This window comes from Sphingobacterium suaedae, from assembly GCF_042684625.1.
Classification (GTDB): domain Bacteria; phylum Bacteroidota; class Bacteroidia; order Sphingobacteriales; family Sphingobacteriaceae; genus Sphingobacterium; species Sphingobacterium suaedae.
The window spans coordinates 963,200-988,884 of the sequence record NZ_JBHULR010000003.1; the positions used below are offsets into that span (position 1 = coordinate 963,200).

Genomic DNA, 25,685 nt, shown 5'->3' on the forward strand with positions numbered 1-25,685 from the left:
AAATAGATAGGATAAAACAGAAGTACTATGCCAGCACAATATACACAGCACTTAGCCAAGCACATAGCCTCGTTGATTTTGCTTCTTACATCGTCTTTCCTAAGCTTTGGGCAAACGCTCCACGTGAAAGGAAAAGTGATGGACGTAACAAATAAGGAATCCATTAGCTATGCGACAATAGCCGCTATTGGGTCAACCACGGCAACGTCGACAGACGACAACGGTAACTTTGTTTTAAAGGTAGAACCCGGTTTCTCAAAAATCAGGATATCCTATGTGGGATATGAACCGCAAGACGTGAGTATTAGCGGAGAATCCTATCAAGAACTCACGATCTACCTAGTACCTGAAGAAAATACGATCGAGGCTGTACAGATAAAAGCACCCAAGCGATCCAAGTACTCCAATAAAAATAATCCCGCGGTTGAACTCATACGGCAAGTTATTGCCCATAAGGATGAAAATCGTATTGCTGCCTACGATTATGCCCAATATCAACAGTATGAGAAGGTATCACTTGGATTGAGTAACTTATCGGAAAAATTTAAGAATAGGAAAGTTTTTAAAAACTATCAATTTTTATTTGAAAAAGAGGACGTAGAAGGCAGTGATGCGAGCCGGGGATACACCTTACCGGCCTTTATTGAAGAACGTCTTTCGCAAGTATACAGTCGCAAAAAGCCTAGTACCACAAAACAGCTTATACTTGCTGAACAACGGGCACAATTCGACCCAAAGTTTGTCGATAATGACGGTTTAAGTGCATATTTTAATAAATTATATCAAGATATCGATATCTATGAAAGTAATATCGAATTGGTGACTAATCAATTCTTAAGCCCGATTGCGGGTGCCTCTCCCACATTTTACAAATTTTACATTACCGATACGGTGAAAACCGAAACGCCGTACCTAGTTGAGCTGAGCTTTTTTCCGAGAAATAAAGCGGATCTGCTTTTTCAGGGCAAGCTTTATATCACACTCGATGGCAAATATGCAGTTAAACGTGCCGAACTCAGTGTGGCTGACGACATCAATTTAAATTTCGTACGCGATCTCGATGTAAAATTGGATTTCCAACAAGATGTGAATGACCGATATTATTTGCGAACAAGCTCTCTCGGACTAGATTTTTCGTTGACGGACAAAGGTACTGGCATCAAAGGAAATCGGACGGTAACGTTCGACGATTTCAAAACGGGAGTTATACAACCTGATTCTGTATACGCAGGGGCGTCGGTTGTGAAAGTGTACGAGGAAACAAAAGAAGCATTAACAGACGAATACTGGGCCACGCATCGACCGCTTCCATTAAAGCCGACCGAACAGAATATTTATCGGAATATAGATACCCTGCAATTGATTCCATCCTTCCAGCGTTTCATGGATATCAGTGCACTGATTTTATCCGGCTACAAACAGGCTGGTCCCGTAGAAATCGGGCCAGTCAACACCTTCTATAGTTTTAATCCGGTAGAAGGATTTCGCTTGCGGCTTGGTGGTCGCACCACCGATCGTTTGAGCAAACGTTTCTATGCAGAAGGATATACTGCATATGGATTTAAAGATGAAAAATGGAAATATTTTTTAAGCGGTACCTACGCGCTGAACAACAAATCGGTCTATACATTTCCGCAACACTACATACGGGCTTCGGTCATGCGAGATACGAAGATCCCGGGTCAAAATCTAGAATTTGTCCAAGAGGATAATTTTTTACTTTCGTTCAAACGAGGTGAAAACGAACGTTACTTGTACAACGATATTTACCGGTTAGAATATAAACGTGAATTCGAAAATCACTTTTCGTACACCGTAGGTTTCTCAAAATGGAAACAACAACCGGCAGGCATCCTAACCTATCAGATGTTGGATGATGAAGGCTCCAAACGTTTGTTTAATGAATTGAATACCACCGAGCTTTCTGTAAGCTTGCGGTACGCGCCGCATGAAGAGTTTTATCAGGGAAAACTGTACCGTACACCGATCTTTAACAAATATCCCATCTTCTACTTAAATTATATCGCTGGACTTAAGGACGTACTAGACGGGGGGTTCAATTACCATAATTTTACGTTGGGTGCGGACAAACGCTTCTATTTCTCTCAGCTGGGATATGCCGACGTCAACGTGGAAGGAAATTATATTATCGGTGATCAGATCCCGTTCCCATTCTTGAATATTCACCGTGCAAATCAGACCTATGCCTATCAGCTGCGCTCCTATAACCTAATGAACTTCTTAGAGTTCGTTAGCGATCATTCCGTATCTACCAATATACAGTATTACATGAACGGTTTCATTTTAAATAAAATTCCCTTGATTAAGAAGCTAAAATGGCGCGAGGTATTTAGCGTGAAAGCAATCTATGGTGGACTCCGTAACGAAAATAACCCAACCTATACCAATCGAGTGTTCCAATTTCAGGAAAATGAAAACGGAGAACCGATTACCTATAGCTTCGGAAATAGACCTTATGTGGAGGCCAGTGTCGGCTTGTCCAACATCTTCAAGTTTATACGCGTCGATTATGTACGAAGACTCAACTACCTCAATCAGCCCGAAGTACCTAAACACGGCATTCGTGTGCGTGTAAAGTTTGATTTCTAATATTTTCCATATCTTCTCATAGAGCTGTCTAAACGTGGGCAGCTTTTTTTATGGACAGGTATGCCCATATATATCAAGAAGCACAGTTATTGAAAACTTCCTCATGGCTTTTCACTGCTTTTTTATATTTTTAGTGGCCGAATCGGCATGCCGGTCAGCAAAAGGATAAAACTAGCACATAAACCCATGTACCCAGAAAAAATCCGTCTCGTCTATCAATATCCGGGCATGTCGCCTAGCGATCTAGATCAGTTAGTTGATCGCCATGAGCGCGTCCAGTTTAAAAAAGGGGACTTACTTCTTAAAGAGGGGCAAACAAGTGATTGTTATTATATTTTGGAAGAAGGGATTATACGATCCTTCGTATATGATTACAACGGAAATGATATCAGCACGGATTTCTTCTGCCAAGATGAGCTTGTTATCGAAGTTGCGTCTATTTTTCATCATATTCCGACCAAGGAAAATATCGTATGCTTAACCGACTGTACCTTATGGAGGATCAAATTTGATAGCTTCCAAGGCCTATTTGAAACAATTCCTGCTTTGACCGAGTGGGGTCGCGCATGGATGGCCCACCAACTATTTTTGACCAAAAAACGCGCGCTCGATATCATCAGTCTTTCGGCGCTCGACCGATATAAGCAATTATTGGAGGAGAAGCCACAAATCTTGCAGCAAGCGCCGCTCAAACATATAGCCACTTTCCTTGGAATCACGGATACGTCGTTGAGTAGAATCCGAAAGGAATTGGTCGGACGATGATATCTAAAAACTTGCCCTACGGCAAGTTTCTTGCCAACGCTGTGGCGTATTTTTGGATAACAGACACTAAAATACACCTATTATGGAAATCAATTTCATCGGCGGCATCAACATAGCTATGAAGATTCCGTCCGAAAAATACCAAGAAACCGTCGCTTTTTATCGGGACATCCTCTTGTTCGATGTAGAAGAGGTCGATGTTCATTACCCCCCTGTACTCGAGACACATCGATTATGTTTCGGAGCAAACATATTGTGGCTTGATCGTGTTAAAGATTTAACGGTATCGGAAATATGGTTAGAGTTAGCGACGCGTGATATAAACAGTGCGACAAACTATTTGCAAGCGAACGACATAACGACCTGTAACGGGGAGAAACAAACTATCCAATCTGATGTGCTCCGGATTAAGGATCCGGCCGGAAATATTTTGTTGATGAAAACCTCCTCCATTTGATAGAATGGAAAAACAAGAATAATGTACATGTATGGAACAAATTCATATCAAAGCAACAATCCATCATAACGTAGAAACCATTTGGAATGCGTATACCTCTGCCGAGGACATCAAGCAATGGAACCATGCCACTCCCGATTGGCACTGTACGCAAGCTATCAACGATCTTCGCGTGGGTGGAAAATTCAGTCATCGCATGGAAGCTAAGAATGGTAGCTTAGGTTTTGACTTCGAAGGAACCTATACAGAGATAATACCGTTTCAATCTATTGCTTATACCATGCCCGACGGCCGTACGGTAACCGTCAAATTTGATGGCCATCGAAATCTCACCGATGTGTCTGTAACGTTTGATCCGGAAAACGAGAATCCGATCGACATGCAACGGAATGGATGGCAGGCCATCTTAACAAATTTCAAAAACTATGTAGAACGTACCTATGGAAACACCAACTTATAAAATCGGCCAGTTTTATTGGGCGGATCTCACCGTCGAAAACCCCTCGGCCGTGAAGGAATTTTACAAACAAGTCGTTGGTTGGCAGGACGTACCTGTGCCGATGAACGATGCACAGGGAGCTTACGAAGATTATATCATGGCCATAGACAATCAGACCGTGGGTGGCGGCCTTTGTCACCGCAGAGGGGTAAATAGCCAAATACCTCCACAATGGATCATGTACGTTCAGGTCGCTGATGTGCAACAAAGTTTAGAAGACGTTCTGCAGTATGGGGGGTCTCTTGTACAGGAAAGTCGTAAAGCAGATGGTAGCCTTTATTATGTAATCGTCAAGGATCCGTTGGGTTGTGTGTTCGGTTTAGGGAAAATGGAGTAAGTAAAATCACCGCATACTAGCTTATTCATGACAAAAAATAAAACGACGTTTACAGCCGAAACGGTTTCTACGTTTATACAACGTCTGACAGACGAAACGAAGCGTACGGACAGCCTTGCGCTGATCTCCCTTATGGAAGAAGTGAGTGGGGAATCCGCACGTATGTTTGGCCCGTCGATTATCGGTTTCGGCAAATACAAGTATACGTATGCAAGTGGGCATACCGGAGAAGCCCCATTGATCGGTTTTTCTCCCCGTAAAGACGCCATATCCCTATACGTCTACACGGAAAGTGACGATCAGACAGACTTACTCGACCGGCTTGGAAAATTTAAAATGGGCAAAGCCTGTATTTATGTTAAGAAATTAGCAGATATCAATACCGACGTCCTCGTAGCGCTTATGCAAAAGACAATCGACTTTCTGAGTCGTATGCACGAACGTACAGCGTCTTCCGATAGACTCGGATAGTCCGCTCATTTAAAAAAAAATACCATAATGAAACAACATACGACAAATTACTACGAAACACTTATCATGGTTTCGGACGATACAAAAGCTTCCCGAGGCATAGCGCCACCGGCCAGCGAACGTAAGAAAACGATCGCGAACCTGCAATTTGACCTGTTGCGTGCTATGCCTCTAATGTGGACATCGGATGACATCCTGTTCCAGGTGTATGCACTTCGGCAAGACTTAACTCCTGATGAGTTGCTAGAACAGCGAACGCTTTTTTTTTCCAAGGGACAACCCTGTCTTCGCACGTCTCCGCTTGCAAAAACGTATGGATGGGGGATCTATGCAAACGCAGATGGAAAAGTAAAACTCGTGGACTGTAGCTCTGAGGAGTACCAGACGCTTTTGAACAACACAACAGTGGCGAAAGTACCGGCCATGCGGTCAGCCAGACCACAGAAAGAAAAAGAGACAAACAATAAGAACGGCGCAGCGGCAAAAACAAAAGTACCATGAACAATAACTTTACAACGGTAGACCAATACATTGCGTTAGCCGATCAGAAACAACAAGCACTTCTTCAGCAGTTACGGACAATTATTGCCCATGCTGTTCCAGATGCGACAGAAACCATCAGTTACCAAATGCCGACCTTTCGTTATCATGGAAACCTTATTCACTTTGCGCTTTTTAAGAACCACCTCGGTTTATATCCCGGTCCAGAAGCGATTATACAGTTCCAAAAAGACCTCATCCCCTACAAAACCACAAAAGGCGCAATCCAAATACCATTTGATAAGGAACTGCCCGTAGAACTTATTGAGAAAATCGTTCGATTTAATTTCGAAAAACTCCGCCACAAGTCTGCACCCGATTGGAGACGTCATCAAGGGAAATGGACAGAAGCAATAGACAAAATAGAGCAAATCATCCATGAACTTCCTCTAACGAAAACAATCAAATGGGGAAGCGATGTCTATACTTTTAACAACAAAAATATCGTCTCCTATGGAGGATTCAAAAACCATTTCGCAATTTGGTTCTATAACGGCGTATTCTTGAACGATAAAGCCGGAGTATTGGTTACGGCTTCCGAAGGAAAAACAAAAGCGTTGCGTCAATGGCGCTTTTCACATGCTGGGGAAATGGATCCAGTACGAATTAAGGCATATATAGAAGAAGCCATACAGACGGTAAAAGACGGTAAAGAAATCAAACCGGATAAAAGCATCGTCAAACCGGTAGAAGGATTTATTAAAACCGCGCTTGACAATGACCCTGACCTGCGCGAAGCCTTCCATAAGCTCACGCCAGGTAGGCGAAAAGAATATATCACATATTTGGACGAAGCAAAGCAAGAAAAAACAAAACAAACGCGGCTGGAGAAAATTATTCCAATGATTTTCGCCGGAACTGGCTTACACGACAAGTACAAACGTTAACCCGCCTAAGATTTTGGTCCGAAAAACGCGATGAAAGTCGGCCGTGCCCGTATCGTCTACCGTACGGCCGACTTTCCATTCGTCTTACTTTTTTCCGTTCAACTCCAACACCACGACCGAAAACGGCGGTAATGATAGACTCAACCGTTCCTTACTCAGTTTCGCCCCCGAAAACGCTTGTGGCTGAATGCGGTTGGCATCATCGAAATCGTTGAAGTCTCGCAATTGCTTAGCCGTCAGGATACGTCCGCTTACCCCAGCATAACTCCCTCCTAAGTTGAGTTCTACTTTTTGCGCTACTTTTGGATCAATATTCACCAACGAAACATAAGTCTTCCCATTTTGGCCCTTGGATGCCGACGCCGAAACCGCAGGAATTTCTTCACCGTTCCAAACGAAAGACTGACTATTTATTTGCAGTGGAATCAATTGTGCGTCCTGATGTACCTTGTACATCTCCATCACATGAAAAGTAGGCGTTTTTATCATCTTTTCCCCTTTAGTCAAGATAACGGCCTGAAGCACATTAATGGTTTGGGCGAGGTTGGCCATCTTAACTCGTTCGGCATGGTTGTTGAAAATGTTTAAGGTCATCCCAGCGATCATAGCGTCGCGCATGGTATTCTGCTGATACAAAAATCCAGGATTCGTTTCGGGCTCTACCTCGTACCATCCCCCCCATTCATCGACGACCAACGCCACTTCTTTTTTAGGATCATACTTGTCCATGATGGCACTATGTTTCTCGACGAGTTCATTCATAAACCATGCTGATTTCATGGTCTTAAAGTACTGCTCGTCCGTGTATTCGATTGCAGAGCCTTTTTTATTCCAATCGATAACAGCATAGTGGTGCAGTGCAATTCCTTTGACTAGATTTTTTGGAAGTTTCTGCATGAGAGTTTCCGTCCAATTATAGTCGGCACTGTTAGCTCCAGATGCAATACGGTATAAGCCACCGGTATTTGACCAATCCGACATAAACGTCGCATATTTCCGATAAATATCGCTGTAGTAGGCTGCTGTCATATGCCCGCCACATCCCCAGGCTTCATTACCAACTCCCCAAAACTTAACGTTCCAAGGCCTATCTCTCCCATTTGCCCGTCGGAGATCGGACATCGGACTGCGCCCCTCGAAATTGACGTACTGAACCCAATCTGCCAACTCCTGCACTTCTCCGCTTCCAACGTTGCCAGCGAGATACGGCTCTGTCTCGAGCAACTCACACATATTCAAGAAATCGTGCGTACCAAATGAGTTATCCTCTGTCACCCCTCCCCACCAATTGTTCACTATCGATGGTCGACTCCCTTTCGGTCCGATACCATCTTTCCAATGGTATGTATCGGCAAAGCATCCTCCTGGCCATCTTAAGTTCGGTATTTTCAGTTCCTTTAATGCCGACAATACATCGTTGCGCACCCCATTGGTATGAGGTATGGTCGTATTACCTTCGCCCACATAAAACCCATCGTATATACAACGTCCAAGATGTTCGGCAAAATGCCCATAAATGTGTTTACTAATAAGCACCGAAGATTCCTTCGGAGACAATTGAATACTGGTCTGACTGGTCGCCGGCCCCCATAACGCACCAATACAGAGAACTGTTAAGAGTTGATTTTTCTTACTTAGCATATTTAAATTAGGTTTTGTGTTTTCTGATCTACTCGGCAGCACCTTTTTATACATATGAAGCTGCCGAAAAGCACGCTGCAAAGTCTTGGTTAGCTACTGTTACGGAGTGAAGATACGCAAAAATAATTAAATGTTCAATTAACACTTAAAGATTTATACGGAACTCGCTTCGTTGCAAACATACTTTCGAAGCTTCTTCTTATCTTTGCATTTTCGCAAATGCAGTTAATTATGTCAACAAAAGAACAGAAGATAGCACATTTTGATCCTTCCCAACCCGGATTGGCAGATGCTAGTATTTATGGTCTCCCGTTTACCGCGGATGAAAGTGAGATTATCGTGGTTCCCGTTCCTTGGGAAGTGACGGTGAGTTATGGGGCAGGTGCATCGGAAGGACCGGAGGCAATATTAGAAGCTTCCTATCAAGTCGATTTACTTCACCAAGAATTTCCGGATCTTTGGAAACTAGGCATTTACATGGATGAAGTACCACAGGAATGGAAGTTAAACAGTGCGAAATATAAAGCGCTGGCACAGCCTATTATTGAGGCTTTGGAAGCCGGAGAGGATCTTTCCACACATCCTACGCTGCTAGCAAACCTTCAGCTCATTAATACAGCTTGTGCCAACCTAAATACGGCATTAAAGGATCGGGTGAGTACCTGGTTAAAAAAGGGAAAACGCGTTGTTCTGTTGGGTGGTGACCATTCGACGCCTTTTGGTTATTATCAAGCACTTGCAGAACATTATGGTCATTTCGGAATTTTACATTTTGACGCACACATGGACCTGCGTATTGCCTACGAGGGATTTACATTTTCACATGCATCGATCATGTACAATACGGTACAGCTTCAGGAAATTACAAAGCTTGTGCAAGTAGGGATCCGAGATTTTTGTGAGCAGGAGGTCGATGTGGTAAAAAATAGTGGAAAAATCCATGTGTTTACAGACAACGACTTAAAAAGTAGGCAATTTGAAGGACAGACATGGAAACAGCAAGTCGACGAAATGATCGCTCTTTTACCAGACGCTGTTGCGGTGAGCTTCGACATCGATGCGTTGTATCGTTGGTATTGCCCGAATACGGGTACCCCGGTACCCGGAGGACTTTCTTACGAACAAGCAACCTACATGTTAACGGCCTTAGCTCATTCCAATAAAAAAATAATTGGTATTGACCTTGTTGAAGTGGCTCCTGGCGATCAGGATGAATGGGATGGTAACGTGGGAGCGCGTTTACTTTTTCATATGTGTGGTGTTCTGGCAAAGAACAGTGGCTTGCATACAGGCACACCAATAACTTTTTAGTGCATAGCGAAAGGTGACTGAAATTATGCAACGGACACTCTCCTTGCCACGAGTCATTAAGCAATGGACGTGTTGCACGTCTATTACTTAATGAACTCACCTTCCGGTTTATCTCTTACGATACCATTTACCTCTTTTTACACGTCCTCACGCCGGGATGGGGATTTCACCCGCTTATTCGATATGGGTTAGTAAATTGAGCAACGCTCCATTCGGGCCCCGCAACCAAAAGTGCGCGCTCCCATCGTTCGTCTGTTAGGTCATATTCAATCAAAAACCGGTTTGCCTTACCCCGTTCGTAATACATATTTACTTCATCTACCTCCCACGACAGAAAAAAAAGGTTTTCCTTCGAAACGTCTCCGTTCTTATCGAGCAGTAGACTGATTGGCAATGATGGTGAAACTGGGTCAGCATACGTCATGATCCAGCCATGATCCATCACAAGCTCCATATGGTTAAAGTTGGTAAGAACCGATTAAACGCATCCAAGTCGCTGTATATATACTCGGTACAATTCGTTGAATCATTGTCGTCTCCTTATAACATAATGTCCTCGTGCATATAATTTAGTCAATTTTCACAGAAAATAAAAAAATAACTAAATATAAATCAACTATTTAAATACATTACATAAAATAATAACTACACATTTTATCACACATTCTGTTTGCTGAATAATCGTGTCGCCAACAAACCACAATACCATCCCAACAAAATTGTCTTTTTTTTGTTTTTACTCCATACAGCTGCCAACGATTAAATTAAGAGCGAGTCGAAACCGCGGTAGCGGGAATTCTTGCCCTATGGCAAGCCAGTCTGCCAACGAAAGCCCTTACCTTTGAAGTAGATCAGGTAGGCAGCTGACCTTAAAAAGTAAATGATGAAAACCGAAGAGAATACCCAGTTTAAAATAGCAGCCGATGGCAAATCGGTATATATATCGAAACAATTTAATACACAGGTTCAGAACCTGTGGGAAGCGTGGACAGATGCATATTTATTAGACCAGTGGTGGGCGCCCAAGCCTTGGATTTGCCAAACAAAAACGATGGAGTTCCGCGAGGGCGGACGGTGGATTTACAGCATGCGCGCTCCTGAAAGGGAGATTATTTGGTCCGTGATGGCTTATGAAGAGATCGAACACTTATCTTCCTTCGAGGCTCGGGACTGCTTTTGCGATGAGCATGGCATTGTTTCAATAGACTTGCCCCATATGCACTGGCGGACGGAATTTAGCGAAAACGAATTGGGCACCCTTTTGGAAAATCATATCCGCAGTAAGTCGGCAGGCGATTTACAACGCCTAATCGACATGGGATTCCGAGATGGATATTTAATGGGCTTATCTAACCTTGAAAGTTTACTGATTATCAGATAATAACAAAGTTTATATAAACAGAAAAATCATATTAATAATTTAGTATCACATTTAAAAATCAAGAAATCATGGCCAAATTACATGCGTATTTAAATTTTAACGGGAACTGCGAAGAAGCGTTTAATTTTTACCAAACGGTATTCGGCGGACCACTACTAGGAAGTTATCGGTTCGGCGATATGCCTGCTGACCCCAATTTCAACATTCCAGAATCTGATAAGGACAAAATTCTGCACACAGCCCTTAACGTGAATGATGACGTCATGCTCATGGGATCCGATTGCATAGAAAACTTTGGACACAAAGCAACCTTCGGCACAGCTACTTACATAATGTTAGACACAGAGTCTATCGAAGAGGCGCGAGAACTACACGCAAAATTATCTGTGAATGCCCAACGTATAGAAATGGATCTAGGCGAAACATTTTTTGCTGAGCTTTACTCCTCGTTTACAGATCAATTTGGAATCAGTTGGATGGTACATTTTGAAGGAAACAAAAAGATGGCTTAGCAACATTCATCGCTATCTAAGATTCATTCATACACGAAAATCAGAGCAGGATGAGAAAGCTTATTATTCAAGAATTTGTATCCGTGGACGGATTTGTTGCCGATCGAAATAAAACAACTGCCTTTTTCGATTCAAACCCTCTGATTGATGCCGATGTCAATCAAGAACTCCTGAAATTCATCCACACCTTGGACACTATTGTGTTGGGACGAAATACATATGAGATGTTTGTCGACTTTTGGCCAAATACCTCGAACGAGGAACAGATCGTTGCCGATGACCTAAACAGACTGCCCAAGTTTGTTTTCTCCAAAAGCCTACAAGAAGTACATTGGGGCACGTGGGACAACGCTATCCTTGTCTCCTCGGACGCCATAGACTATGTGAAAGAGCTAAAAGCCGACCACGGTAAGGATATCGTCGTGTGGGGCAGTATCTCCTTGACGCAATCGCTGCTACGGGCGGGATTGGTTGACCAAATACGTCTGTTTATATGTCCGATAGCTATAGGACAAGGATATCACCTATTTCCGGATGAGTTTGATCTATTTTCGTTACATTTGGAGCAATCTATTTCCTATAAAAATGGTGTAGTTCAACTTGTTTACACAATTTAATTAACTTATTTATTTACTTGTTATGAAATTCGTAAAATACCTTTTATTAACGCTTGGCGGCCTCATCGTCATTCTTCTTATTGTGGCTTTATTTGTCCCAAAAGAATTTGAAGCCGGCAGCCAAATCACAATCGATCGTCCGGCGCCGGAGGTGTTCGATTATGTATCTTCCTTGCGGAATCAAGGGAATTATGATGCTTGGTCTCGGCAAGACCCCAATATTGAAAAAAAATACACGGGCACCGATCGTACAGTAGGATTTACGTATGAATGGAAAAGCAAAAAAGTGGGCGACGGTAAACAGGTCATCACGAAAATTGACCCAGGAAAGCGAATCGATATGAACTTATTTTTTAGCGGGACGGATATTGCTAATCCGTCCTTTATTGAAGTGACACCGCTAAGTTCCACCCAAAGCCAGGTCACTTGGCAAATCAATGGTGTAATGCCTTATCCGTTTAATCTGATGACTTTGTGTTATGATATGAATAAGGATTTTGATCAGGGCCTTAAAAATTTGAAAGCTATATTGGATAAGTAACTCATGAAAACGTCTATCTGTCACCTTCGCCTCCTCTATTGCCTGTTGTTGATGACAGGCTGCTTTCTCGTTCCGGCGCATGCACAAGATTTTCCCGACTTTTTAGCTGGCGATTGGAAAGTAGAAGGCAAAGATAATTACGAGCATTGGGACAGACTGAATAACAATCTACTAAGGGGGTTTTCCTACAGTAAACCTAACGATTTGCCCAACGTACAGGAATACATGGAAATCCAACGGAATAAAACAGAGGTTGTCTATAACGTCCAGATTCCGGGTGCCCACCAAGGCGAAATTTCTACGTTTGTGCAACGCAAAGAGGGACACCAATGGTTCTATGAAAATCCTTCGAATGATTTCCCCAAGACAATCGTGTATGAACTCCTTGATCCGAATAAAATCCAAATCCATCTACGAAATGAGACGCAAGACACGACTTATACCCTACGTCGTCTAGAGCCATCCGAAACTTCTGGTAATGGATACGATGAAGAGCTTGCAAAACGGTTGGGCGCAGATGACCGGGGTATGAAAAATTATTTTTTTGTTATGTTAAAAACGGGACAAAATAAAACCGGTGACAAAGAATTGATTCAACAAGCCTTTCAGGGGCACATGCAAAATATGGACAATATGGTAAAAGCTGGAAAGCTGGTCGTTGCAGGTCCCTTCGGGAAGAACGATGCACAGCAGAGAGGCTTATTCATTGTTCAGAACCTCCGTAACGAGGACGAGGTAAGACAGCTGTTGCTAACGGATCCGGCAATAGCCGCCGGCTTGTTACAAGCAGAAATCACAGCTTGGTACGGATCAGCTGCACTTCCTTTATATTTAGAGTACGTAGATAAGCTGATTAGAAAAAAATAAACTGTCATGAATAAAAACATATATCCCGCTATCTGGTTTAACAATAATGCCAAGCAAGCCTTCGAGCGTTACACCAATTTGTTCCCTAACAGTACGATTCGGTTGAGCAATCCCGTGGCAATATCTGCAGATCTACTCCATACTCCATTCATTGGTATCAATGGAGGCCCACATTTCACGCCGAATCCGTCCATCTCCTTCATGGTGATTTGCGAAAAGAAAGAAGAGATTGATACGTTGTATCACAACCTGACATCGGGAGGAGAAGTACTCATGCCCTTACAGGCGTATCCGTGGAGCCCTTATTACGGCTGGGTAAACGATACTTACCACGTCTCGTGGCAGCTTTATCAAGGTTCGCGGTCAGACGTCAACGAGCAAGCTATCGTTCCAACCCTCATGTTTTGTGGTGAACAACAAGGAAAATGCGAAGAGGCACTGGCATTTTATCGAACCGTTTTTAACGACTTCCAAAGTCAAGGCATAGACTACTATCAAGACGGGGACATGCAAGGCCAAGTGATGCACACGCAGTTTATGATACACAATTATACCGTGATGGCCATGGATAGCGGAGTTCCGCAACCTTTCACATTTAATGAAGGTATATCCATAGTTATCGAGTGTGCTAATCAACAAGAAATTGACTATTATTGGAATGCATTCGTGGGACACGGCGGTGAAGAAAGCCGTTGCGGATGGTGCAAAGACCCGTACGGCGTTAGCTGGCAAGTGGTACCTAAACATTTACATCAACTACTACAAGATTATCCGCAAGCAAATGACGCACTGATGAACATGAATAAAATTGTTATCAACGATCTTAAAAAGTAAACTATCGACATATGAAATTAACAGCCAATGCAAAAATACAAATAAGGAAGCCTACAACAGATGTCTTTGAAGCGATTGTAAATCCGGACCATATGCGTGGTTATTTCATCGCAAATTCGTCCGGAAGGCTTTCAGCAGGATCAACAGTCATGTGGTCCTTTCCTGAATTTCCAGACCAATTCCCCGTTATGGCAAAAGAAATACAGACAGATTCCTATATTTCTTTTGATTGGAGCGGAGGTTTACCCAATCAGTTAGTAGAAATATTTCTTTCCGCCACTGAAGATCATGCAACGATCGTACGGATCGTGGAACATGAAATGGAAAATACGCCGGAGGGAATCAACCAAATGAAAGGACAAACGGAAGGGTGGGCAAATTTTCTGGCCTGTTTAAAAGCTTATCTAGAATACGGCATTAACTTACGTAAAGGTGCCTTTGATTTCATGCGAACAGCCGAATAGAATGGAGCGGATGAATAAGCAAAACAATTTTATAATCTTGCTTCGCGCAGTCAATGTATCTGGTAAGAATAGTATAAAAATGGAAGAATTACGGTCAGCCTTGACCAAAGAGGGCTTTTCGGATGTACGAACCTATATACAGAGTGGAAATATTTTGCTGCATGCCACAGCTGGGGCTGAAGAAGTGAAAGAGCGGGTGCATAAGGTGCTGATCGACCGTTTCGAGCTTCACGTGGACGTATTCGTCCTCAATAGCAAACAGGTGGAGCAGGCTATTGCTGGCATACCAAGAAAAAAAGACCTCGCGCCGAACCGTCTGTTCATTATGATACTTGATCAATCGCCTCAGACAGGATACATCGCTGCTTTACAACAAGTGGATCACGGTCAGGAATGGTTTCATATACAAGATAGAATGGTATACTTCTATCTACCGGAAGGAGCCGCGAAAGCAAAAATGAGTAACAACTATTTTGAACGTAAACTTAAGGTGGTCGGTACAGGACGGAATTTAAACACCTATCGAAAGCTTCTTGCCTTGTCTACGAACAGTTAGTTGTCCTGTAAAGCTATCCGGAGCCAATCGTGATTTGACCGCCGGGTAAAACGCTTGAACGTGTGCGCGTCCACACGCAATCCGTTTACGTTGATCCATGAGAAGAGTTGCTCGAAAATTATCTTATTCAGAATGAACTTATTCCCTATCCTGTCTATTTTTTTTAATCGAATTATTTGGAGTATATAGGTATTTGTTCTACTTTTGTGTCATCAAAATCACGGTGGGTATAGCTCAGTTGGTTAGAGCACTAGATTGTGGTTCTAGGGGTCGTCGGTTCGAGCCCGATTATCCACCCAAAAAAGCTCCTCTAAAAGAGGAGCTTTTTTTGTCTATCCAATATATTTACCCAACATGCCATTAACAATTGCTATCACGGCAAACACTTCAACGAACTCCGTTACCGAGCCCCACCTCCTGCTGTCATCTTCGTGATCATAGAGCCACGGTTAGTAAAGAACAGAGCCATCTTATTGGTCTTGTTATCCCTCCTTTTAGGGCGAAAATGTGTCGGATGTCATTGTTGAGGAACCATTAAACAGTGTCCGTCCATTTTGCCGTTGATTATTGCAGCACTCGGATGCCACAATATGTCTTCGTTACAGAAAATTCTGTGGCGATGTTCAGGAACTGATTAAAGACATGAGGGTCTCATTTGTGTATGGTCCGCCAACCTATCCACCTGGTGTCCATCCAATTGCTAAAGGGTACGTAAACAGAAACTCCGGCACGAGATCGCACCGGAGTTTCAGACATATCTAACGTAAAGGATTTTTTAGATCATCTCAACGCTTCTTTTAACAAAAGAAGTCAAATCCGCCCCCTTCAGCAGTCCGCGTGATAGTAAAGCCAAATCGAACGCTTGCTTCGCCAACTTTTCGCCGTCCTCTTCGGAACTCTCCAAGATCCGTTTAACCAAGGGGTGATTTCCATTTACCGTAACTTTATAATTGTCTGGTAATGTTCCATAGAAGCCCATGCCTCCGCCCGTTTTTGCCATGTCCTTCATCCGGCGCATAAATTCATCGATGGTTACCGATACCGGCAGGTCGGCCTCGTGTAAGGCATCCACTTCCACCTTCATATCCGATCGGGAGATTGCTTTTTCAAATATCTCCGAGGCTTTCTTCGACTCCTCCTCAGACAAAGCTAGTGTTTGTTGATCGTCTTTTTGAATCAGTTTATCCACGACATCTGCATCAACACGCTTGGCCTGAACCTTCTCACCGCCCTTCTGCTCCAAATAGCTCGCAAAATGCGTATCCAACGGACCATCCAACACCAAAACATCATAACCTTTGGTTTTGACAGAAGCAATAAAGCTATCTTGTTGGGATGCATCGTTGGTATACAAATACACAATATTGCCCTCTTTGTCTACCTGAATATCTTTTACTTTCTCATAGTATTCTTTAAAGGTATAACTTTCATTCTCCGTATTTTTGAGTAGACAGAAATCATTTGCTTTCTCTGCAAATTTATCATCACTCAACATGCCGTATTTAATAAAAAGCGCAATATCATTCCACTTTTCTTCGAAGTTCTTGCGGTCGGCCTTAAAGATTTCGTTCAACTTATCTGCGACTTTCTTCGTGATGTAGTTGTTAATTTTCTTAACATTACTATCCGCTTGCAAAAAGGATCGGGAAACATTCAACGGGATATCAGGCGAGTCGATTACACCTTGTAATAACATCAGAAACTCAGGCACAATATCCTTAACCTCATCCGTAATAAATACCTGACGGGAAAACAACTGGATCTTATTACGCTGTATATCCATCTCGTTCTTTACTTTCGGGAAGTATAAGATCCCAGTTAGATTAAATGGATAATCTACATTAAGATGAATCCAGAACAGCGGTTCATCCATGGAATATGGATACAATTCTCGGTAGAAAGCCAAATAATCTTCATCTTTCAATTCGGAAGGAGCTTTCGTCCATGCCGGTGATGTATTATTAATGATGTTATCAACCTCTACTGTTTTATATTTTGGCTTACCTTCTTCGTCCTCACCGTCCGGTTCCGATTCCGATTTTGTACCAAAGCGTACCGGAACAGGTAAAAACCGAGCGTATTTATTGAGAATGTCACTCAAGCGCGCTTTACTTAAAAATTCTAGCGATTCTTCGTTTACGTGAAGAATGACGTCTGTTCCACGTGTTGTACGTGTACCTTCTGAGATCTCATAGGAAGTACTTCCATCACAAGTCCAATGTGCGGGCGTCGCTCCGTCCTGATAAGACAGGGATTCAATCTCAACCCGATCAGCCACCATAAAGGCAGAGTAAAAGCCGAGACCAAACCGTCCAATGATTTCATTCGCATCATTAGCCTCTTTAAATTTTTCCATAAACTCCGTTGCCCCGGAGAATGCAATCTGATTGATATACTTCTTGATTTCCTCAGCAGTCATACCGATACCGCGATCCGAAATCGTAATGGTCTTTGCTTCTTCATCAAAAGCAACATCGACTGTTAAATCGCCAAGTTCACCTTGAAATTGGCCTAAAGAAGATAAACGCTTGATTTTTTGAGAAGCGTCCACCGCATTGGAAACCAGCTCCCGTAGGAAAATCTCGTTGTCCGAGTAGAGGAATTTTTTGATAACCGGAAAAATATTCTCCGTATGAATCGAAATACTACCTTTTTCTTGCATATATCTACTATTTTATTTTTGCTATAATGCCGAAGGTGAGCAAGGAACATTCCAAACCCAAAATTACAGACAGGATGACAGTTTTCTGACTAACACACGGGCTTTTGCGTACATCCTGTCATTTCACGCAACGATTTACCCTTATTTTTATAAAACAGTTGTGAAAATGAATAAAATCTATTAAACTTGTAGTGTATTCAGAATTGCAGGCGCAATACCAACCGAGTGAAGACACCGCGGTGGTGAAATAATACGGGTAAAATACCAAAATAAACGTGCTAAACGCGTGTTTTAAAACCCCCAAGGATTTCTGGATACAATTTATGGTTAAACCTTTTAATTTTTAAATTGTATGTCTACAGCTATTCAACTCCCTCAACATGTTTTAGATCAGTTCCATACCTACTCCGTTTCCGAGTTGATTACCTTCAACAACGACATCGTCGAAAACAGAGGATGGGGAGCATCCCGGTCGACGTTTCGTAACGCCATATTGAAAGCGTTGGCTAAGAAGGGTATCGACTTATCTCCGATTATCTCGAAGGAAGACGGTTTTAGCGTTATCCAGATCGTAAAAGTTAAATTAGAAAACAATGCGCTGATACCACTCGCCTATGAGTAGCTCATCAACCGAACTACTGCGGAGAAAGTGCCAGCAAAGCAAATGCCCCCAACCAGTGACTGCCCATGTAATCATCGTTGGCTATATTTTTCAACGAGAAATTGACATGGGTATTCGCAAGTGGGATACAGGTATTCGCCAACTCTGGCAAAGCAGAGGAAATTCCATACAGACAATGCGCCCGGCTGAAATTTAGACCATCCAAATGCACTAACTTTCCGTCCGTACGATCGCTTACCATCGCAGGTTGAATGGCATCAATATTTGATTCAAATAGGATGGGCATAAAATCTGACAGCCAGTTTTTGTAAGCTTTTTTTGACATCAAGCGACTCATGAGGTAAGCTTCTTCTAGGCAGGGCGACAAAAAGTCGTTACCGCTCGGCTCGTATGCCAAAGCACAATTTTTGTCATTCTCATAGAAACGCATACTACTCGCTTTTATTGCATTTGCCAGATCCATATCTCCGGTCGCAGTGGCATATTCATACATTAAATTGAGGCTAAAGGCCGTATTGTCATGTTGTCCCGTTCGGATAGGATAAATTAATTTGGACAGATAGACTTGTGTCCGCTGTGACAAAACATCGACCAAAGGTTGCAAGATCGTTTTCCATCTCTGCGCGTCCACATCACGCCATGTTGCTAACTCGTGCTGTAGTTTAAACAACCAAGCCCAGCCATAAGTACGCTCAAACCCTAAATTATTTTCATCATTAAAAAATGAAAGCTCTACTGCTAGGTTTTCCGATGTGATATGCGTATTCAATAACTGCCGAACTGATCCATCCGAATCCAGTTGCGGAAATTGCTTCAGCAATCGGATGATAGACCAGTAACCATGAACTGCTGAATGCCAATCAAAGCATCCGTAGAATATAGGACGTAAAACTTTCGGACTTTTTAGATCGGCCGCACGACCAATCACCTGCCCCAACTTATTAGGGTACTCGGTAACCAAACAATGTGTAGGCAATGTAAAGATCGTCTGTGCGGTTTCTTCATTAAGTTGCAGCCTATCTGGAGACTTACCTTTACCACCGACAGGGTTATTCCCCCCCTGACAACTGAAGCCTATCGCCGATAGTGTAGTTAAGAATGTCCATATAGCGAATCGACTACAGTTTTTGAGGGAGTACTTTATTTTTCTTTGGATAGCGTGCATTTGATAAAAATAGGAACATTAATTGTTATATTCACCTTAAATTAAACTTTTTCAACTATGAATATCTCCGATTTAATTTCAGGTGGCATAGGCTCTCAAGCAATTTCTGCCATAGCAAACAAATTAGGCATCGATGAATCAAAAGCAAAATGGATAGTCGCAGCTGCCGTCCCCTTAATGATTGCGGCGCTAAATTATAACGCTAAAAACAAGGGACAAAGTGAAGCTATTGACAAAGCTATTGATCAACACAGTGGTGGTGGGATCCTTGATAAAATTGGCGACCTATTTTCAGGCAATTCGTCGGAAGAAGGAAATAAAATAGTTAGCCATATATTCGGCAACAATACCGAGACCGTGACGCAGAATCTCGCAGACAAAGCTGGACTGAACAGCCAGCAGGTCGGTGGAGTGCTGGCGACACTTGCCCCCATCGTCATGGGATATCTTGGGCAGCAAAAACAGGGAGCTTCTAACGGTGGCGGTTTAGGCGACCTCATCGGCTCAGTGTTGGGCGGAGGAGGCGCATCAACGGGTGGCGGTATCGGCGACCTACTGGGCAATGTGCTCGGGGGCAACGCCGCTACGCCAGAAGCGTCATCGGGCCAAAATGTGACGGACATGCTGGGTAACCTCGCCGGCGAATTTTTCAATAAAGGAAACGACTCCCAGGGCAAAGGAAACATTTTAGATAATATCGCTGGAATGTTTGGCAAATAAGTGCGTCGTTAGGCTATGGAATGCCGACTACGCTATCACATAGGACAAAAGTAGCGCGTCATACAGGGAATATGACGCGCTTACATACCAAAGAATACGAATACTGCAACCTCACCTTTATATGACCTATCCGTCCGAACAATTCATATAAATTTAATTAGACGCATTGCCAAAGAAAGGTTACCTTTGCGATCTCATTCACACAGGTACATGAACAAAGCACTTATCGCGTTGGCGCTCGGTGGATTAGCCATTGGTATGACAGAATTTACCATGATGGGCATCCTTCCGGATATTGCCAAAGATTTACAGATCGATATTCCTACAGCGAGCAATCTAATAGCCCTTTATGCCTTAGGAGTTGTTGTAGGCGCTCCAACACTCGTTGCATTTACATCGACATACTCTCCCCGCAAGGTCTTGTTATTTCTGATGCTGTTGTTTTTTATTTTCAACGGTATTTTTGCGATCGCACCTAATAAGTTGTTATTACTTACTTCCCGTTTTATAGCTGGTTTACCACATGGCGCCTTCTTTGGTGTAGGTTCCGTTGTAGCAGCTCGATTGGCCAAACCTGGCAAAGAGGCCCAAGCTATTTCGATGATGTTTACGGGAATGACGATTGCCAACCTGGCTGGCGTGCCCTTGGGAACTTATGTAGGGCATCACTATTCGTGGCGCATTACCTACGGCGTGATCAGTGTATTGGGGCTTGTCACCTTCTTAGCCATCTATTTTTGGATGCCAAAACTGGAAGCCAATAAGAATAACAATATTTTAAAACAGATTGGCTACTTTGCCCGCTGGGATGCTTGGCTCATGGTAGCTGTCATTGCCATAGGAACAGGCGGTTTATTTGCTTGGATTTCATATATTGCACCATTGGTCACCCATGTGTCACAGCTGTCCGCAGATCGTGTTCCGTTAATTATGGTGCTCATCGGTCTCGGCATGTTCTTTGGAAATATTATAGGAGGCAAACTGGCGGATACCATTTCCCCTTCGAAGGCGGCGATTGCAAGCTTTACCGCGATGGCAGTCTGTTTGTGCGTTGTATTTTTTACGGCGCATATCACCTATTTAGCGTATCCGATGGCTTTCATCACGGGTATGATCTCCTTTTCGATTGGTTCTCCACTGCAAATGATGTTGATTAATAATGCTAAGGGAGCAGAAACATTTGCCGCGTCCGCCGGACAGGCAAGTTTCAACATTGGAAATACACTAGGAGCTTACCTTGGAGCCATCCCCATCACTATGGGCTATGCCTATAATTATCCGTCGGTAGTTGGAATCGTTATGGCGAGTATGGGCGCAATCCTAGCTTACTTTTTCCTGATCAAGGTCGTACGTCCGCAAATGAATCTGTGATAGGGGTTATTCAGAATAGAAAGCAGTTAGCGGGTATGTGTCTTTTCCCAAGCCACGACGAGACGATTCATCAACGAATAACGCGCTAAGCCCTCTGGCTGATTGTTGTGCTGAAGGTATTTGCCATAAAACATGCTCGTCAAGTCATCGATTGGGCCTCGATATCGTGTCCAAAAAAGGCGTTCTTGTTTCATGTCGTTTTTTACCTCTTCCGATAACTGGTTTACATATTTTTGGTAAAGGCTTTTATCTTCATAATAGAGCGGACGCAAAAGATATTGTATTGTCTCGTAATAGGCTGCATACCGATACCAAATACTATCCTGTTCACGCAAAACTAAGAAGGCGATAAAATTACATTCATCTTCGAAGCCTATTCCCATTTGATGCGACAATTCATGGATTAGCGTAAAGGGGTATGCTATTTTCGGCGCCTTACCATTCACATGCACTTCTTGCGTAAATGGATTAAGGTAGCCCGTCACCGTGAGGTAAGAAGCCAACGTATTGGATAAAGGTTCCTTAGCATGAACTTGCGTACGTGATAACATAGGAAAATCCGCCTCGTTATTTTTCATGATATCTTCCAGTTCTATCCTTGCCCGCGGCACATCCAACTGCTGAGTATCCAATTGGCTCCTCAACGCATTTACCTCGGATACGTAGCGATCCAAAACAGCGATATAATCCGACCGGTCAATACGATCCACCGGCAAATGGAGTTGTTGTTGGAGCGGGATTCGATAGTAATGCAACCCCCAATTTATATAAAAATAGAGATACGCGCCGAGACATACGATCAAAAATCGGAGTCCGCGAACGCTTACCCCCTTCCAATCACGTTTTACGAGGCGGACTAACAGTTTTCCTGTTTGAACCACGCCGACCACGATAAAAATACCATAAAACAGATCGCCCACACTGAACGGAACCCACCCAAACACCGAAGCAGATACATAACTAAATATCGGATAAAAGGACATGCTGTAGTACTTCTCCACGAGAAGTGGGTCACGCTTAAACCATCCCAACAAACCGAGAAGAACAATCCCGATTCCGAGAACGAGCAGGTGCGAACGAATATTCCTTTCGTACGTGCTATTAGGATTGGCTCTCGTTCTCAAAATACAATTTATAGTAGCTCATCCCCCTATCTTCATCGAAACCTGTTTCCAAATATTCCCGCTTTCCGTGGACATAGATATGGAAGTTCTTATCCAATTTGATGACCGACTTGTATGAAGAGCTCATTTTTTTCACTGCTGGTGAGGCAATTTCAAAACTTGATTGGAAAGGGCTATCAAATTCTTCTTCGAAGTGCTGTTGATATTCTTTAAACAAAGTGGCAGCCTGTGGATTGGCAATAACTTCGTCTTCAAACTCCGCCTGATCGAATGTTTCTTTTGTTTTAAAGTAATTCATTGACCGATTCAATAAATCGATCTTATCGGCCGTCTCTAATTCGAAGACTTCGTCCAACTTATCGTTGACGAAGTTTTTATAGACTTTCATCAGGTTTCCAGTCTGTTGGAAATTGTCATTCCTCGTCCTGATTTTTAAAAAGTCATCTTTCCAGTATACCGCTTCCGACTGGTTCGTTTGATCCACAACCAACACTTTATATCCTTCGTCTTCCTCCGTATGGACGATTACGACGCCTTTGTCCAACTTGTTGATATTGATCGCTTCCTGTTCGTATTCCAAATCAAATCCTTCTCCACTTGGATATACTTTCAGATAAGCCTCTTTGTTTTCAGATTTAAAAATACCAATCGCCTGATGTTCTTCACCTTCCATTTGGATATTTTTCAATGCGACAACGTAGACTTCGCCCCCTTTAATCTTTGGATGTTCAGATACTTCATATAGATGTTTTGCCAACTGTTGAGACATATTGTGGAAGTCGATCTTGGCTTCAAAATATTGCCTGACAAAGTAATAAACTTCATTCAGTTGCAGGTCGTCATTCGGATGGTAAAATCGATATACTTCGTTGGCCTTTGCAAAAGGCTTCATGAAGTATTGCATCAACAGGTCGGGTAAAATCTCGTCTTGAGTAAGATCGATCGGATTGTCGGATAATGCGTAAAATTCGTCCTGGGCTTTATTACCTACCCGGTGTATCGAAAGTTGTTCGAATGTAGCGTCTTGATGAAAAAACATATATAAATTTGCAACTAGTGGTTTGTATCAACCAACACAAAGTACCCTAAAATAATTGAAAAACTGAAATTTGTGGAAAAAGGATCATCTTCACAAAATTAAAGATCAAATTTGTTATTTTTAATCCAAACTTGCCATAATAGAAGTACAATGATCTCCAAGCGATTGACATGTATCCCTTTTTCATCAGCCCATTATGAGGTATTCATCAGTTGGATTACCGATCCGTACTTCTTAATGCAGTTTGCTGGCCCTCGCCTAACCTATCCTGTTGATCGGGCACAGCTTGATCGTTTTTATGACGATCCGAACAGATTTCCTTTTCATGTCCTTGATCGTACATCAGGTCAGGGCATAGGGCATGGTGAGGTTCTCTGCAAAGAGGAAAGTATATTAATTGGACAAGTAATGCTTGCTGAAGAGAAAAATAGAGGCCACGGCTTAGGCAAGGAACTGATTCGTTTGTTGGTGGACGAATCATTTACTCGTTGGGACAAACCCGTTGTCGAACTTCATGTGTACGATTGGAACCTTGCAGCGATACGCTGTTATGAACAAATTGGATTTAAACGTAATACAGGTGCACAGAACATCGTTGATATTGGCGATCAACAATGGACTGCTATTCATATGCAGCTGGCCCGTGCCGACTATCAGCCGGATCGACGACCGGTTACATTATAAGCCGAAGATCTTCATACCAACTTTGAATGTATTTACATGGGCACGCACAATATCTTTTAGCTGGACAGAATATCCCCCACCCATGCTCACTTGTACCGCTGTTCCAAAACACTTGCAATACTGAAAGACAAGTTCATCTCTCCTCCTACATCCTTGGATCGTCATCGTTAGTTTACCTAATTTGTCCGTCATCAAAACGTCGACGCCTGCTTGGTAAAATACGAAATCCGGTCGAATTGTTGTAAACAATTGTTCTAAGTTAACTTCCAACATCTGCATGTATACATCGTCCCCTATGCCATCAGCAAGGCCAACGTCTAAAAAAGATTGTTCCTTTATAAACGGAAAATTCTTCTCTCCATGCATAGAAAATGTAAAAACGTTAGGATGATCGTGAAAGATATGTGCCGTGCCGTTGCCCTGGTGCACATCCAAATCGATAATTAAGATTCGCTTTGCCCATCCGTGACGCAACATATAGGCCGCCCCCACAGCTTGGTCATTAAACAAGCAAAATCCCTCTCCAAAATCTCTGCCGGCATGATGCGTTCCACCGGCCGTATTAAACGAAATACCGCTTTTTAGAGCGTGTAAACTCGTTTGGATAGTTCCGTCAACAATAAGCCGTTCCCGCTCCACTAGAGATGTAGATAACGGAAACCCAATCCGCCTCACCATTTTTGGGTCCAACGTTAAATCAAACAGGCTATCCACGTAATGCAGCTCATGAACCAGCAGCAAAGTAGGTTTTTCCACAAGCCCCGGCTGAAAGAAGTTCTCCGGAGAGACTACTCCTTCGAGCAGAAGTTGTTGGGGAATAAGGTCATATTTTAACATCGGAAACCGATGTCCCTCGCGTACAGGATGAAGATAAGCAGGGTGATGAGCAATATATAACACGACGATCTGTTTTGTGTGTTACGAAGTTAAAAAACGAGTCGTACAAATCGAAAACTATATATTTTTTATATATTCGAAAAACGGAGACCAAAATTAATGTATAAAATA

28 protein-coding genes, 1 tRNA gene and 1 riboswitch are annotated in these 25,685 nt (G+C 42.8%); of the genes, 22 read left to right on the forward strand and 7 right to left on the reverse strand.

Going from position 1 to position 25,685, the window contains the following annotated elements; all coding sequences use genetic code 11:
* Positions 1-27: 27 nt before the first annotated feature.
* The 8 genes from ACFSR5_RS07595 (at position 28) to ACFSR5_RS07630 (ending at position 6,566) form a co-directional block, all read left to right on the forward strand.
* Positions 28-2,610 (forward strand): DUF5686 and carboxypeptidase-like regulatory domain-containing protein, encoded by a 2,583-nt coding sequence (locus ACFSR5_RS07595; protein ID WP_380902319.1) that lies wholly within the window; start codon positions 28-30, stop codon positions 2,608-2,610.
* A 186-nt stretch (positions 2,611-2,796) separates the two neighbouring features.
* The gene (locus ACFSR5_RS07600; protein WP_380902321.1) at positions 2,797-3,375 is read left to right on the forward strand and encodes a Crp/Fnr family transcriptional regulator; all 579 of its coding nucleotides are present in this window, start codon (positions 2,797-2,799) and stop codon (positions 3,373-3,375) included.
* A gap of 82 nt (positions 3,376-3,457) precedes the next feature.
* On the forward strand, positions 3,458-3,832 hold the full coding sequence (locus ACFSR5_RS07605; protein ID WP_380902323.1) for a hypothetical protein: 375 nt from the start codon (positions 3,458-3,460) through the stop codon (positions 3,830-3,832).
* 31 nt (positions 3,833-3,863) lie between these two features.
* Positions 3,864-4,292: an SRPBCC family protein gene (locus tag ACFSR5_RS07610; protein WP_380902325.1), complete on the forward strand. Its 429-nt coding sequence runs from the start codon at positions 3,864-3,866 to the stop codon at positions 4,290-4,292.
* Positions 4,273-4,668 (forward strand): VOC family protein, encoded by a 396-nt coding sequence (locus tag ACFSR5_RS07615; protein WP_380902327.1) that lies wholly within the window; start codon positions 4,273-4,275, stop codon positions 4,666-4,668. Before ACFSR5_RS07610 ends, ACFSR5_RS07615 begins: the two co-directional genes overlap by 20 nt.
* Before the next feature lie 27 nt (positions 4,669-4,695).
* Positions 4,696-5,139, forward strand: a complete 444-nt coding sequence (locus ACFSR5_RS07620; RefSeq protein ID WP_380902329.1) for a DUF1801 domain-containing protein — start codon at positions 4,696-4,698, stop codon at positions 5,137-5,139.
* Positions 5,140-5,166: 27 nt separating this feature from the next.
* Positions 5,167-5,640 carry a DUF6157 family protein gene (locus tag ACFSR5_RS07625; protein ID WP_380902331.1) on the forward strand — a complete coding sequence of 158 codons (474 nt, stop codon included), beginning with the start codon at positions 5,167-5,169 and terminating at the stop codon, positions 5,638-5,640.
* Entirely contained in the window at positions 5,637-6,566 is a 930-nt protein-coding gene (locus tag ACFSR5_RS07630; protein ID WP_380902333.1) for a DUF1801 domain-containing protein, read from the forward strand. Before ACFSR5_RS07625 ends, ACFSR5_RS07630 begins: the two co-directional genes overlap by 4 nt.
* A gap of 84 nt (positions 6,567-6,650) precedes the next feature.
* Here the strand turns inward: ACFSR5_RS07630 and ACFSR5_RS07635 are convergent, their stop codons facing one another.
* Positions 6,651-8,207: an alpha-N-arabinofuranosidase gene (locus ACFSR5_RS07635; protein ID WP_380902335.1), complete on the reverse strand. Its 1,557-nt coding sequence runs from the start codon at positions 8,205-8,207 to the stop codon at positions 6,651-6,653.
* Positions 8,208-8,438: 231 nt separating this feature from the next.
* On the opposite strand from ACFSR5_RS07635, the gene ACFSR5_RS07640 reads away from it, so the two are divergent.
* Positions 8,439-9,518: an agmatinase family protein gene (locus ACFSR5_RS07640; protein ID WP_380902337.1), complete on the forward strand. Its 1,080-nt coding sequence runs from the start codon at positions 8,439-8,441 to the stop codon at positions 9,516-9,518.
* 166 nt (positions 9,519-9,684) lie between these two features.
* Here ACFSR5_RS07640 and ACFSR5_RS07645 read toward each other — a convergent pair whose 3' ends face one another.
* On the reverse strand, positions 9,685-9,972 hold the full coding sequence (locus tag ACFSR5_RS07645; protein WP_380902339.1) for a hypothetical protein: 288 nt from the start codon (positions 9,970-9,972) through the stop codon (positions 9,685-9,687).
* Between the two features lie 426 nt (positions 9,973-10,398).
* On the opposite strand from ACFSR5_RS07645, the gene ACFSR5_RS07650 reads away from it, so the two are divergent.
* From ACFSR5_RS07650 to ACFSR5_RS07690, 9 genes are all read left to right on the forward strand, one after another.
* Positions 10,399-10,899, forward strand: coding sequence for an SRPBCC family protein (locus tag ACFSR5_RS07650; RefSeq protein ID WP_380902341.1), 501 nt, complete (start codon positions 10,399-10,401; stop codon positions 10,897-10,899).
* A gap of 68 nt (positions 10,900-10,967) precedes the next feature.
* Complete coding sequence (locus ACFSR5_RS07655; protein ID WP_380902343.1) at positions 10,968-11,411, forward strand: VOC family protein; 444 nt, start codon at positions 10,968-10,970, stop codon at positions 11,409-11,411.
* A 50-nt stretch (positions 11,412-11,461) separates the two neighbouring features.
* The gene (locus tag ACFSR5_RS07660; RefSeq protein ID WP_380902345.1) at positions 11,462-12,028 is read left to right on the forward strand and encodes a dihydrofolate reductase family protein; all 567 of its coding nucleotides are present in this window, start codon (positions 11,462-11,464) and stop codon (positions 12,026-12,028) included.
* A 22-nt stretch (positions 12,029-12,050) separates the two neighbouring features.
* Positions 12,051-12,569 carry an SRPBCC family protein gene (locus ACFSR5_RS07665; RefSeq protein WP_380902347.1) on the forward strand — a complete coding sequence of 173 codons (519 nt, stop codon included), beginning with the start codon at positions 12,051-12,053 and terminating at the stop codon, positions 12,567-12,569.
* Between the two features lie 3 nt (positions 12,570-12,572).
* Positions 12,573-13,436, forward strand: coding sequence for a YciI family protein (locus ACFSR5_RS07670; protein ID WP_380902349.1), 864 nt, complete (start codon positions 12,573-12,575; stop codon positions 13,434-13,436).
* Between the two features lie 6 nt (positions 13,437-13,442).
* Positions 13,443-14,270 (forward strand): VOC family protein, encoded by an 828-nt coding sequence (locus ACFSR5_RS07675; RefSeq protein ID WP_380902351.1) that lies wholly within the window; start codon positions 13,443-13,445, stop codon positions 14,268-14,270.
* An 11-nt stretch (positions 14,271-14,281) separates the two neighbouring features.
* On the forward strand, positions 14,282-14,734 hold the full coding sequence (locus tag ACFSR5_RS07680; RefSeq protein ID WP_380902353.1) for an SRPBCC domain-containing protein: 453 nt from the start codon (positions 14,282-14,284) through the stop codon (positions 14,732-14,734).
* A 10-nt stretch (positions 14,735-14,744) separates the two neighbouring features.
* Positions 14,745-15,290 (forward strand): DUF1697 domain-containing protein, encoded by a 546-nt coding sequence (locus ACFSR5_RS07685; protein WP_380902355.1) that lies wholly within the window; start codon positions 14,745-14,747, stop codon positions 15,288-15,290.
* A gap of 223 nt (positions 15,291-15,513) precedes the next feature.
* Positions 15,514-15,587, forward strand: a tRNA-His gene (locus tag ACFSR5_RS07690).
* A 478-nt stretch (positions 15,588-16,065) separates the two neighbouring features.
* On the opposite strand, the gene htpG is transcribed toward ACFSR5_RS07690, so the two are convergent.
* Positions 16,066-17,952: a molecular chaperone HtpG gene (htpG, locus tag ACFSR5_RS07695; RefSeq protein WP_380902357.1), complete on the reverse strand. Its 1,887-nt coding sequence runs from the start codon at positions 17,950-17,952 to the stop codon at positions 16,066-16,068.
* Between the two features lie 188 nt (positions 17,953-18,140).
* Positions 18,141-18,235, forward strand: a riboswitch (SAM-I-IV-variant riboswitch).
* A 69-nt stretch (positions 18,236-18,304) separates the two neighbouring features.
* On the opposite strand from htpG, the gene ACFSR5_RS07700 reads away from it, so the two are divergent.
* Positions 18,305-18,574: a 5-oxoprolinase gene (locus ACFSR5_RS07700; RefSeq protein WP_380902359.1), complete on the forward strand. Its 270-nt coding sequence runs from the start codon at positions 18,305-18,307 to the stop codon at positions 18,572-18,574.
* A gap of 13 nt (positions 18,575-18,587) precedes the next feature.
* Here ACFSR5_RS07700 and ACFSR5_RS07705 read toward each other — a convergent pair whose 3' ends face one another.
* On the reverse strand, positions 18,588-19,739 hold the full coding sequence (locus ACFSR5_RS07705) for a DUF2891 domain-containing protein (RefSeq protein ID WP_380902361.1): 1,152 nt from the start codon (positions 19,737-19,739) through the stop codon (positions 18,588-18,590).
* 57 nt (positions 19,740-19,796) lie between these two features.
* On the opposite strand from ACFSR5_RS07705, the gene ACFSR5_RS07710 reads away from it, so the two are divergent.
* Positions 19,797-20,459, forward strand: coding sequence for a DUF937 domain-containing protein (locus tag ACFSR5_RS07710; RefSeq protein ID WP_380902363.1), 663 nt, complete (start codon positions 19,797-19,799; stop codon positions 20,457-20,459).
* 210 nt (positions 20,460-20,669) lie between these two features.
* Positions 20,670-21,830 carry an MFS transporter gene (locus ACFSR5_RS07715; RefSeq protein ID WP_380902365.1) on the forward strand — a complete coding sequence of 387 codons (1,161 nt, stop codon included), beginning with the start codon at positions 20,670-20,672 and terminating at the stop codon, positions 21,828-21,830.
* Between the two features lie 26 nt (positions 21,831-21,856).
* On the opposite strand, the gene ACFSR5_RS07720 is transcribed toward ACFSR5_RS07715, so the two are convergent.
* Together ACFSR5_RS07720 and ACFSR5_RS07725 are read right to left on the reverse strand one after the other, a co-directional pair.
* Positions 21,857-22,954, reverse strand: coding sequence for a DUF3810 domain-containing protein (locus tag ACFSR5_RS07720; protein ID WP_380902367.1), 1,098 nt, complete (start codon positions 22,952-22,954; stop codon positions 21,857-21,859).
* Positions 22,932-23,993: a nucleoid-associated protein gene (locus ACFSR5_RS07725; RefSeq protein ID WP_380902369.1), complete on the reverse strand. Its 1,062-nt coding sequence runs from the start codon at positions 23,991-23,993 to the stop codon at positions 22,932-22,934. The genes ACFSR5_RS07720 and ACFSR5_RS07725 overlap by 23 nt, the downstream gene beginning before the upstream one ends.
* Positions 23,994-24,143: 150 nt before the next feature.
* Here ACFSR5_RS07725 and ACFSR5_RS07730 point away from each other — a divergent pair, with 150 nt between their 5' ends.
* Positions 24,144-24,677: a GNAT family N-acetyltransferase gene (locus tag ACFSR5_RS07730; protein ID WP_380902371.1), complete on the forward strand. Its 534-nt coding sequence runs from the start codon at positions 24,144-24,146 to the stop codon at positions 24,675-24,677.
* Here ACFSR5_RS07730 and ACFSR5_RS07735 read toward each other — a convergent pair.
* Positions 24,672-25,577, reverse strand: coding sequence for a histone deacetylase family protein (locus ACFSR5_RS07735; RefSeq protein ID WP_380902373.1), 906 nt, complete (start codon positions 25,575-25,577; stop codon positions 24,672-24,674). The genes ACFSR5_RS07730 and ACFSR5_RS07735 overlap by 6 nt on opposite strands.
* Positions 25,578-25,685: the final 108 nt, after the last annotated feature.

Bases quoted from the DNA above. Each gene is read 5' to 3' on its own strand.
- htpG (WP_380902357.1), bottom strand. From the start codon at position 17,952: ATGCAAGAAAAAGGTAGTATTTCGATTCATACGGAGAATATTTTTCCG.
- ACFSR5_RS07625 (WP_380902331.1), top strand. From the start codon at position 5,167: ATGAAACAACATACGACAAATTACTACGAAACACTTATCATGGTTTCG.
- ACFSR5_RS07615 (WP_380902327.1), top strand. From the start codon at position 4,273: ATGGAAACACCAACTTATAAAATCGGCCAGTTTTATTGGGCGGATCTC.
- ACFSR5_RS07680 (WP_380902353.1), top strand. From the start codon at position 14,282: ATGAAATTAACAGCCAATGCAAAAATACAAATAAGGAAGCCTACAACA.
- ACFSR5_RS07650 (WP_380902341.1), top strand. From the start codon at position 10,399: ATGATGAAAACCGAAGAGAATACCCAGTTTAAAATAGCAGCCGATGGC.
- ACFSR5_RS07705 (WP_380902361.1), bottom strand. From the start codon at position 19,739: ATGCACGCTATCCAAAGAAAAATAAAGTACTCCCTCAAAAACTGTAGT.
- ACFSR5_RS07700 (WP_380902359.1), top strand. From the start codon at position 18,305: ATGTCTACAGCTATTCAACTCCCTCAACATGTTTTAGATCAGTTCCAT.
- ACFSR5_RS07645 (WP_380902339.1), bottom strand. From the start codon at position 9,972: ATGGAGCTTGTGATGGATCATGGCTGGATCATGACGTATGCTGACCCA.
- ACFSR5_RS07595 (WP_380902319.1), top strand. From the start codon at position 28: ATGCCAGCACAATATACACAGCACTTAGCCAAGCACATAGCCTCGTTG.
- ACFSR5_RS07620 (WP_380902329.1), top strand. From the start codon at position 4,696: ATGACAAAAAATAAAACGACGTTTACAGCCGAAACGGTTTCTACGTTT.
- ACFSR5_RS07715 (WP_380902365.1), top strand. From the start codon at position 20,670: ATGAACAAAGCACTTATCGCGTTGGCGCTCGGTGGATTAGCCATTGGT.
- ACFSR5_RS07685 (WP_380902355.1), top strand. From the start codon at position 14,745: ATGAATAAGCAAAACAATTTTATAATCTTGCTTCGCGCAGTCAATGTA.
- ACFSR5_RS07630 (WP_380902333.1), top strand. From the start codon at position 5,637: ATGAACAATAACTTTACAACGGTAGACCAATACATTGCGTTAGCCGAT.
- ACFSR5_RS07730 (WP_380902371.1), top strand. From the start codon at position 24,144: ATGATCTCCAAGCGATTGACATGTATCCCTTTTTCATCAGCCCATTAT.
- ACFSR5_RS07710 (WP_380902363.1), top strand. From the start codon at position 19,797: ATGAATATCTCCGATTTAATTTCAGGTGGCATAGGCTCTCAAGCAATT.
- ACFSR5_RS07655 (WP_380902343.1), top strand. From the start codon at position 10,968: ATGGCCAAATTACATGCGTATTTAAATTTTAACGGGAACTGCGAAGAA.
- ACFSR5_RS07725 (WP_380902369.1), bottom strand. From the start codon at position 23,993: ATGTTTTTTCATCAAGACGCTACATTCGAACAACTTTCGATACACCGG.
- ACFSR5_RS07605 (WP_380902323.1), top strand. From the start codon at position 3,458: ATGGAAATCAATTTCATCGGCGGCATCAACATAGCTATGAAGATTCCG.
- ACFSR5_RS07610 (WP_380902325.1), top strand. From the start codon at position 3,864: ATGGAACAAATTCATATCAAAGCAACAATCCATCATAACGTAGAAACC.
- ACFSR5_RS07665 (WP_380902347.1), top strand. From the start codon at position 12,051: ATGAAATTCGTAAAATACCTTTTATTAACGCTTGGCGGCCTCATCGTC.
- ACFSR5_RS07600 (WP_380902321.1), top strand. From the start codon at position 2,797: ATGTACCCAGAAAAAATCCGTCTCGTCTATCAATATCCGGGCATGTCG.
- ACFSR5_RS07675 (WP_380902351.1), top strand. From the start codon at position 13,443: ATGAATAAAAACATATATCCCGCTATCTGGTTTAACAATAATGCCAAG.
- ACFSR5_RS07635 (WP_380902335.1), bottom strand. From the start codon at position 8,207: ATGCTAAGTAAGAAAAATCAACTCTTAACAGTTCTCTGTATTGGTGCG.
- ACFSR5_RS07670 (WP_380902349.1), top strand. From the start codon at position 12,573: ATGAAAACGTCTATCTGTCACCTTCGCCTCCTCTATTGCCTGTTGTTG.
- ACFSR5_RS07660 (WP_380902345.1), top strand. From the start codon at position 11,462: ATGAGAAAGCTTATTATTCAAGAATTTGTATCCGTGGACGGATTTGTT.
- ACFSR5_RS07640 (WP_380902337.1), top strand. From the start codon at position 8,439: ATGTCAACAAAAGAACAGAAGATAGCACATTTTGATCCTTCCCAACCC.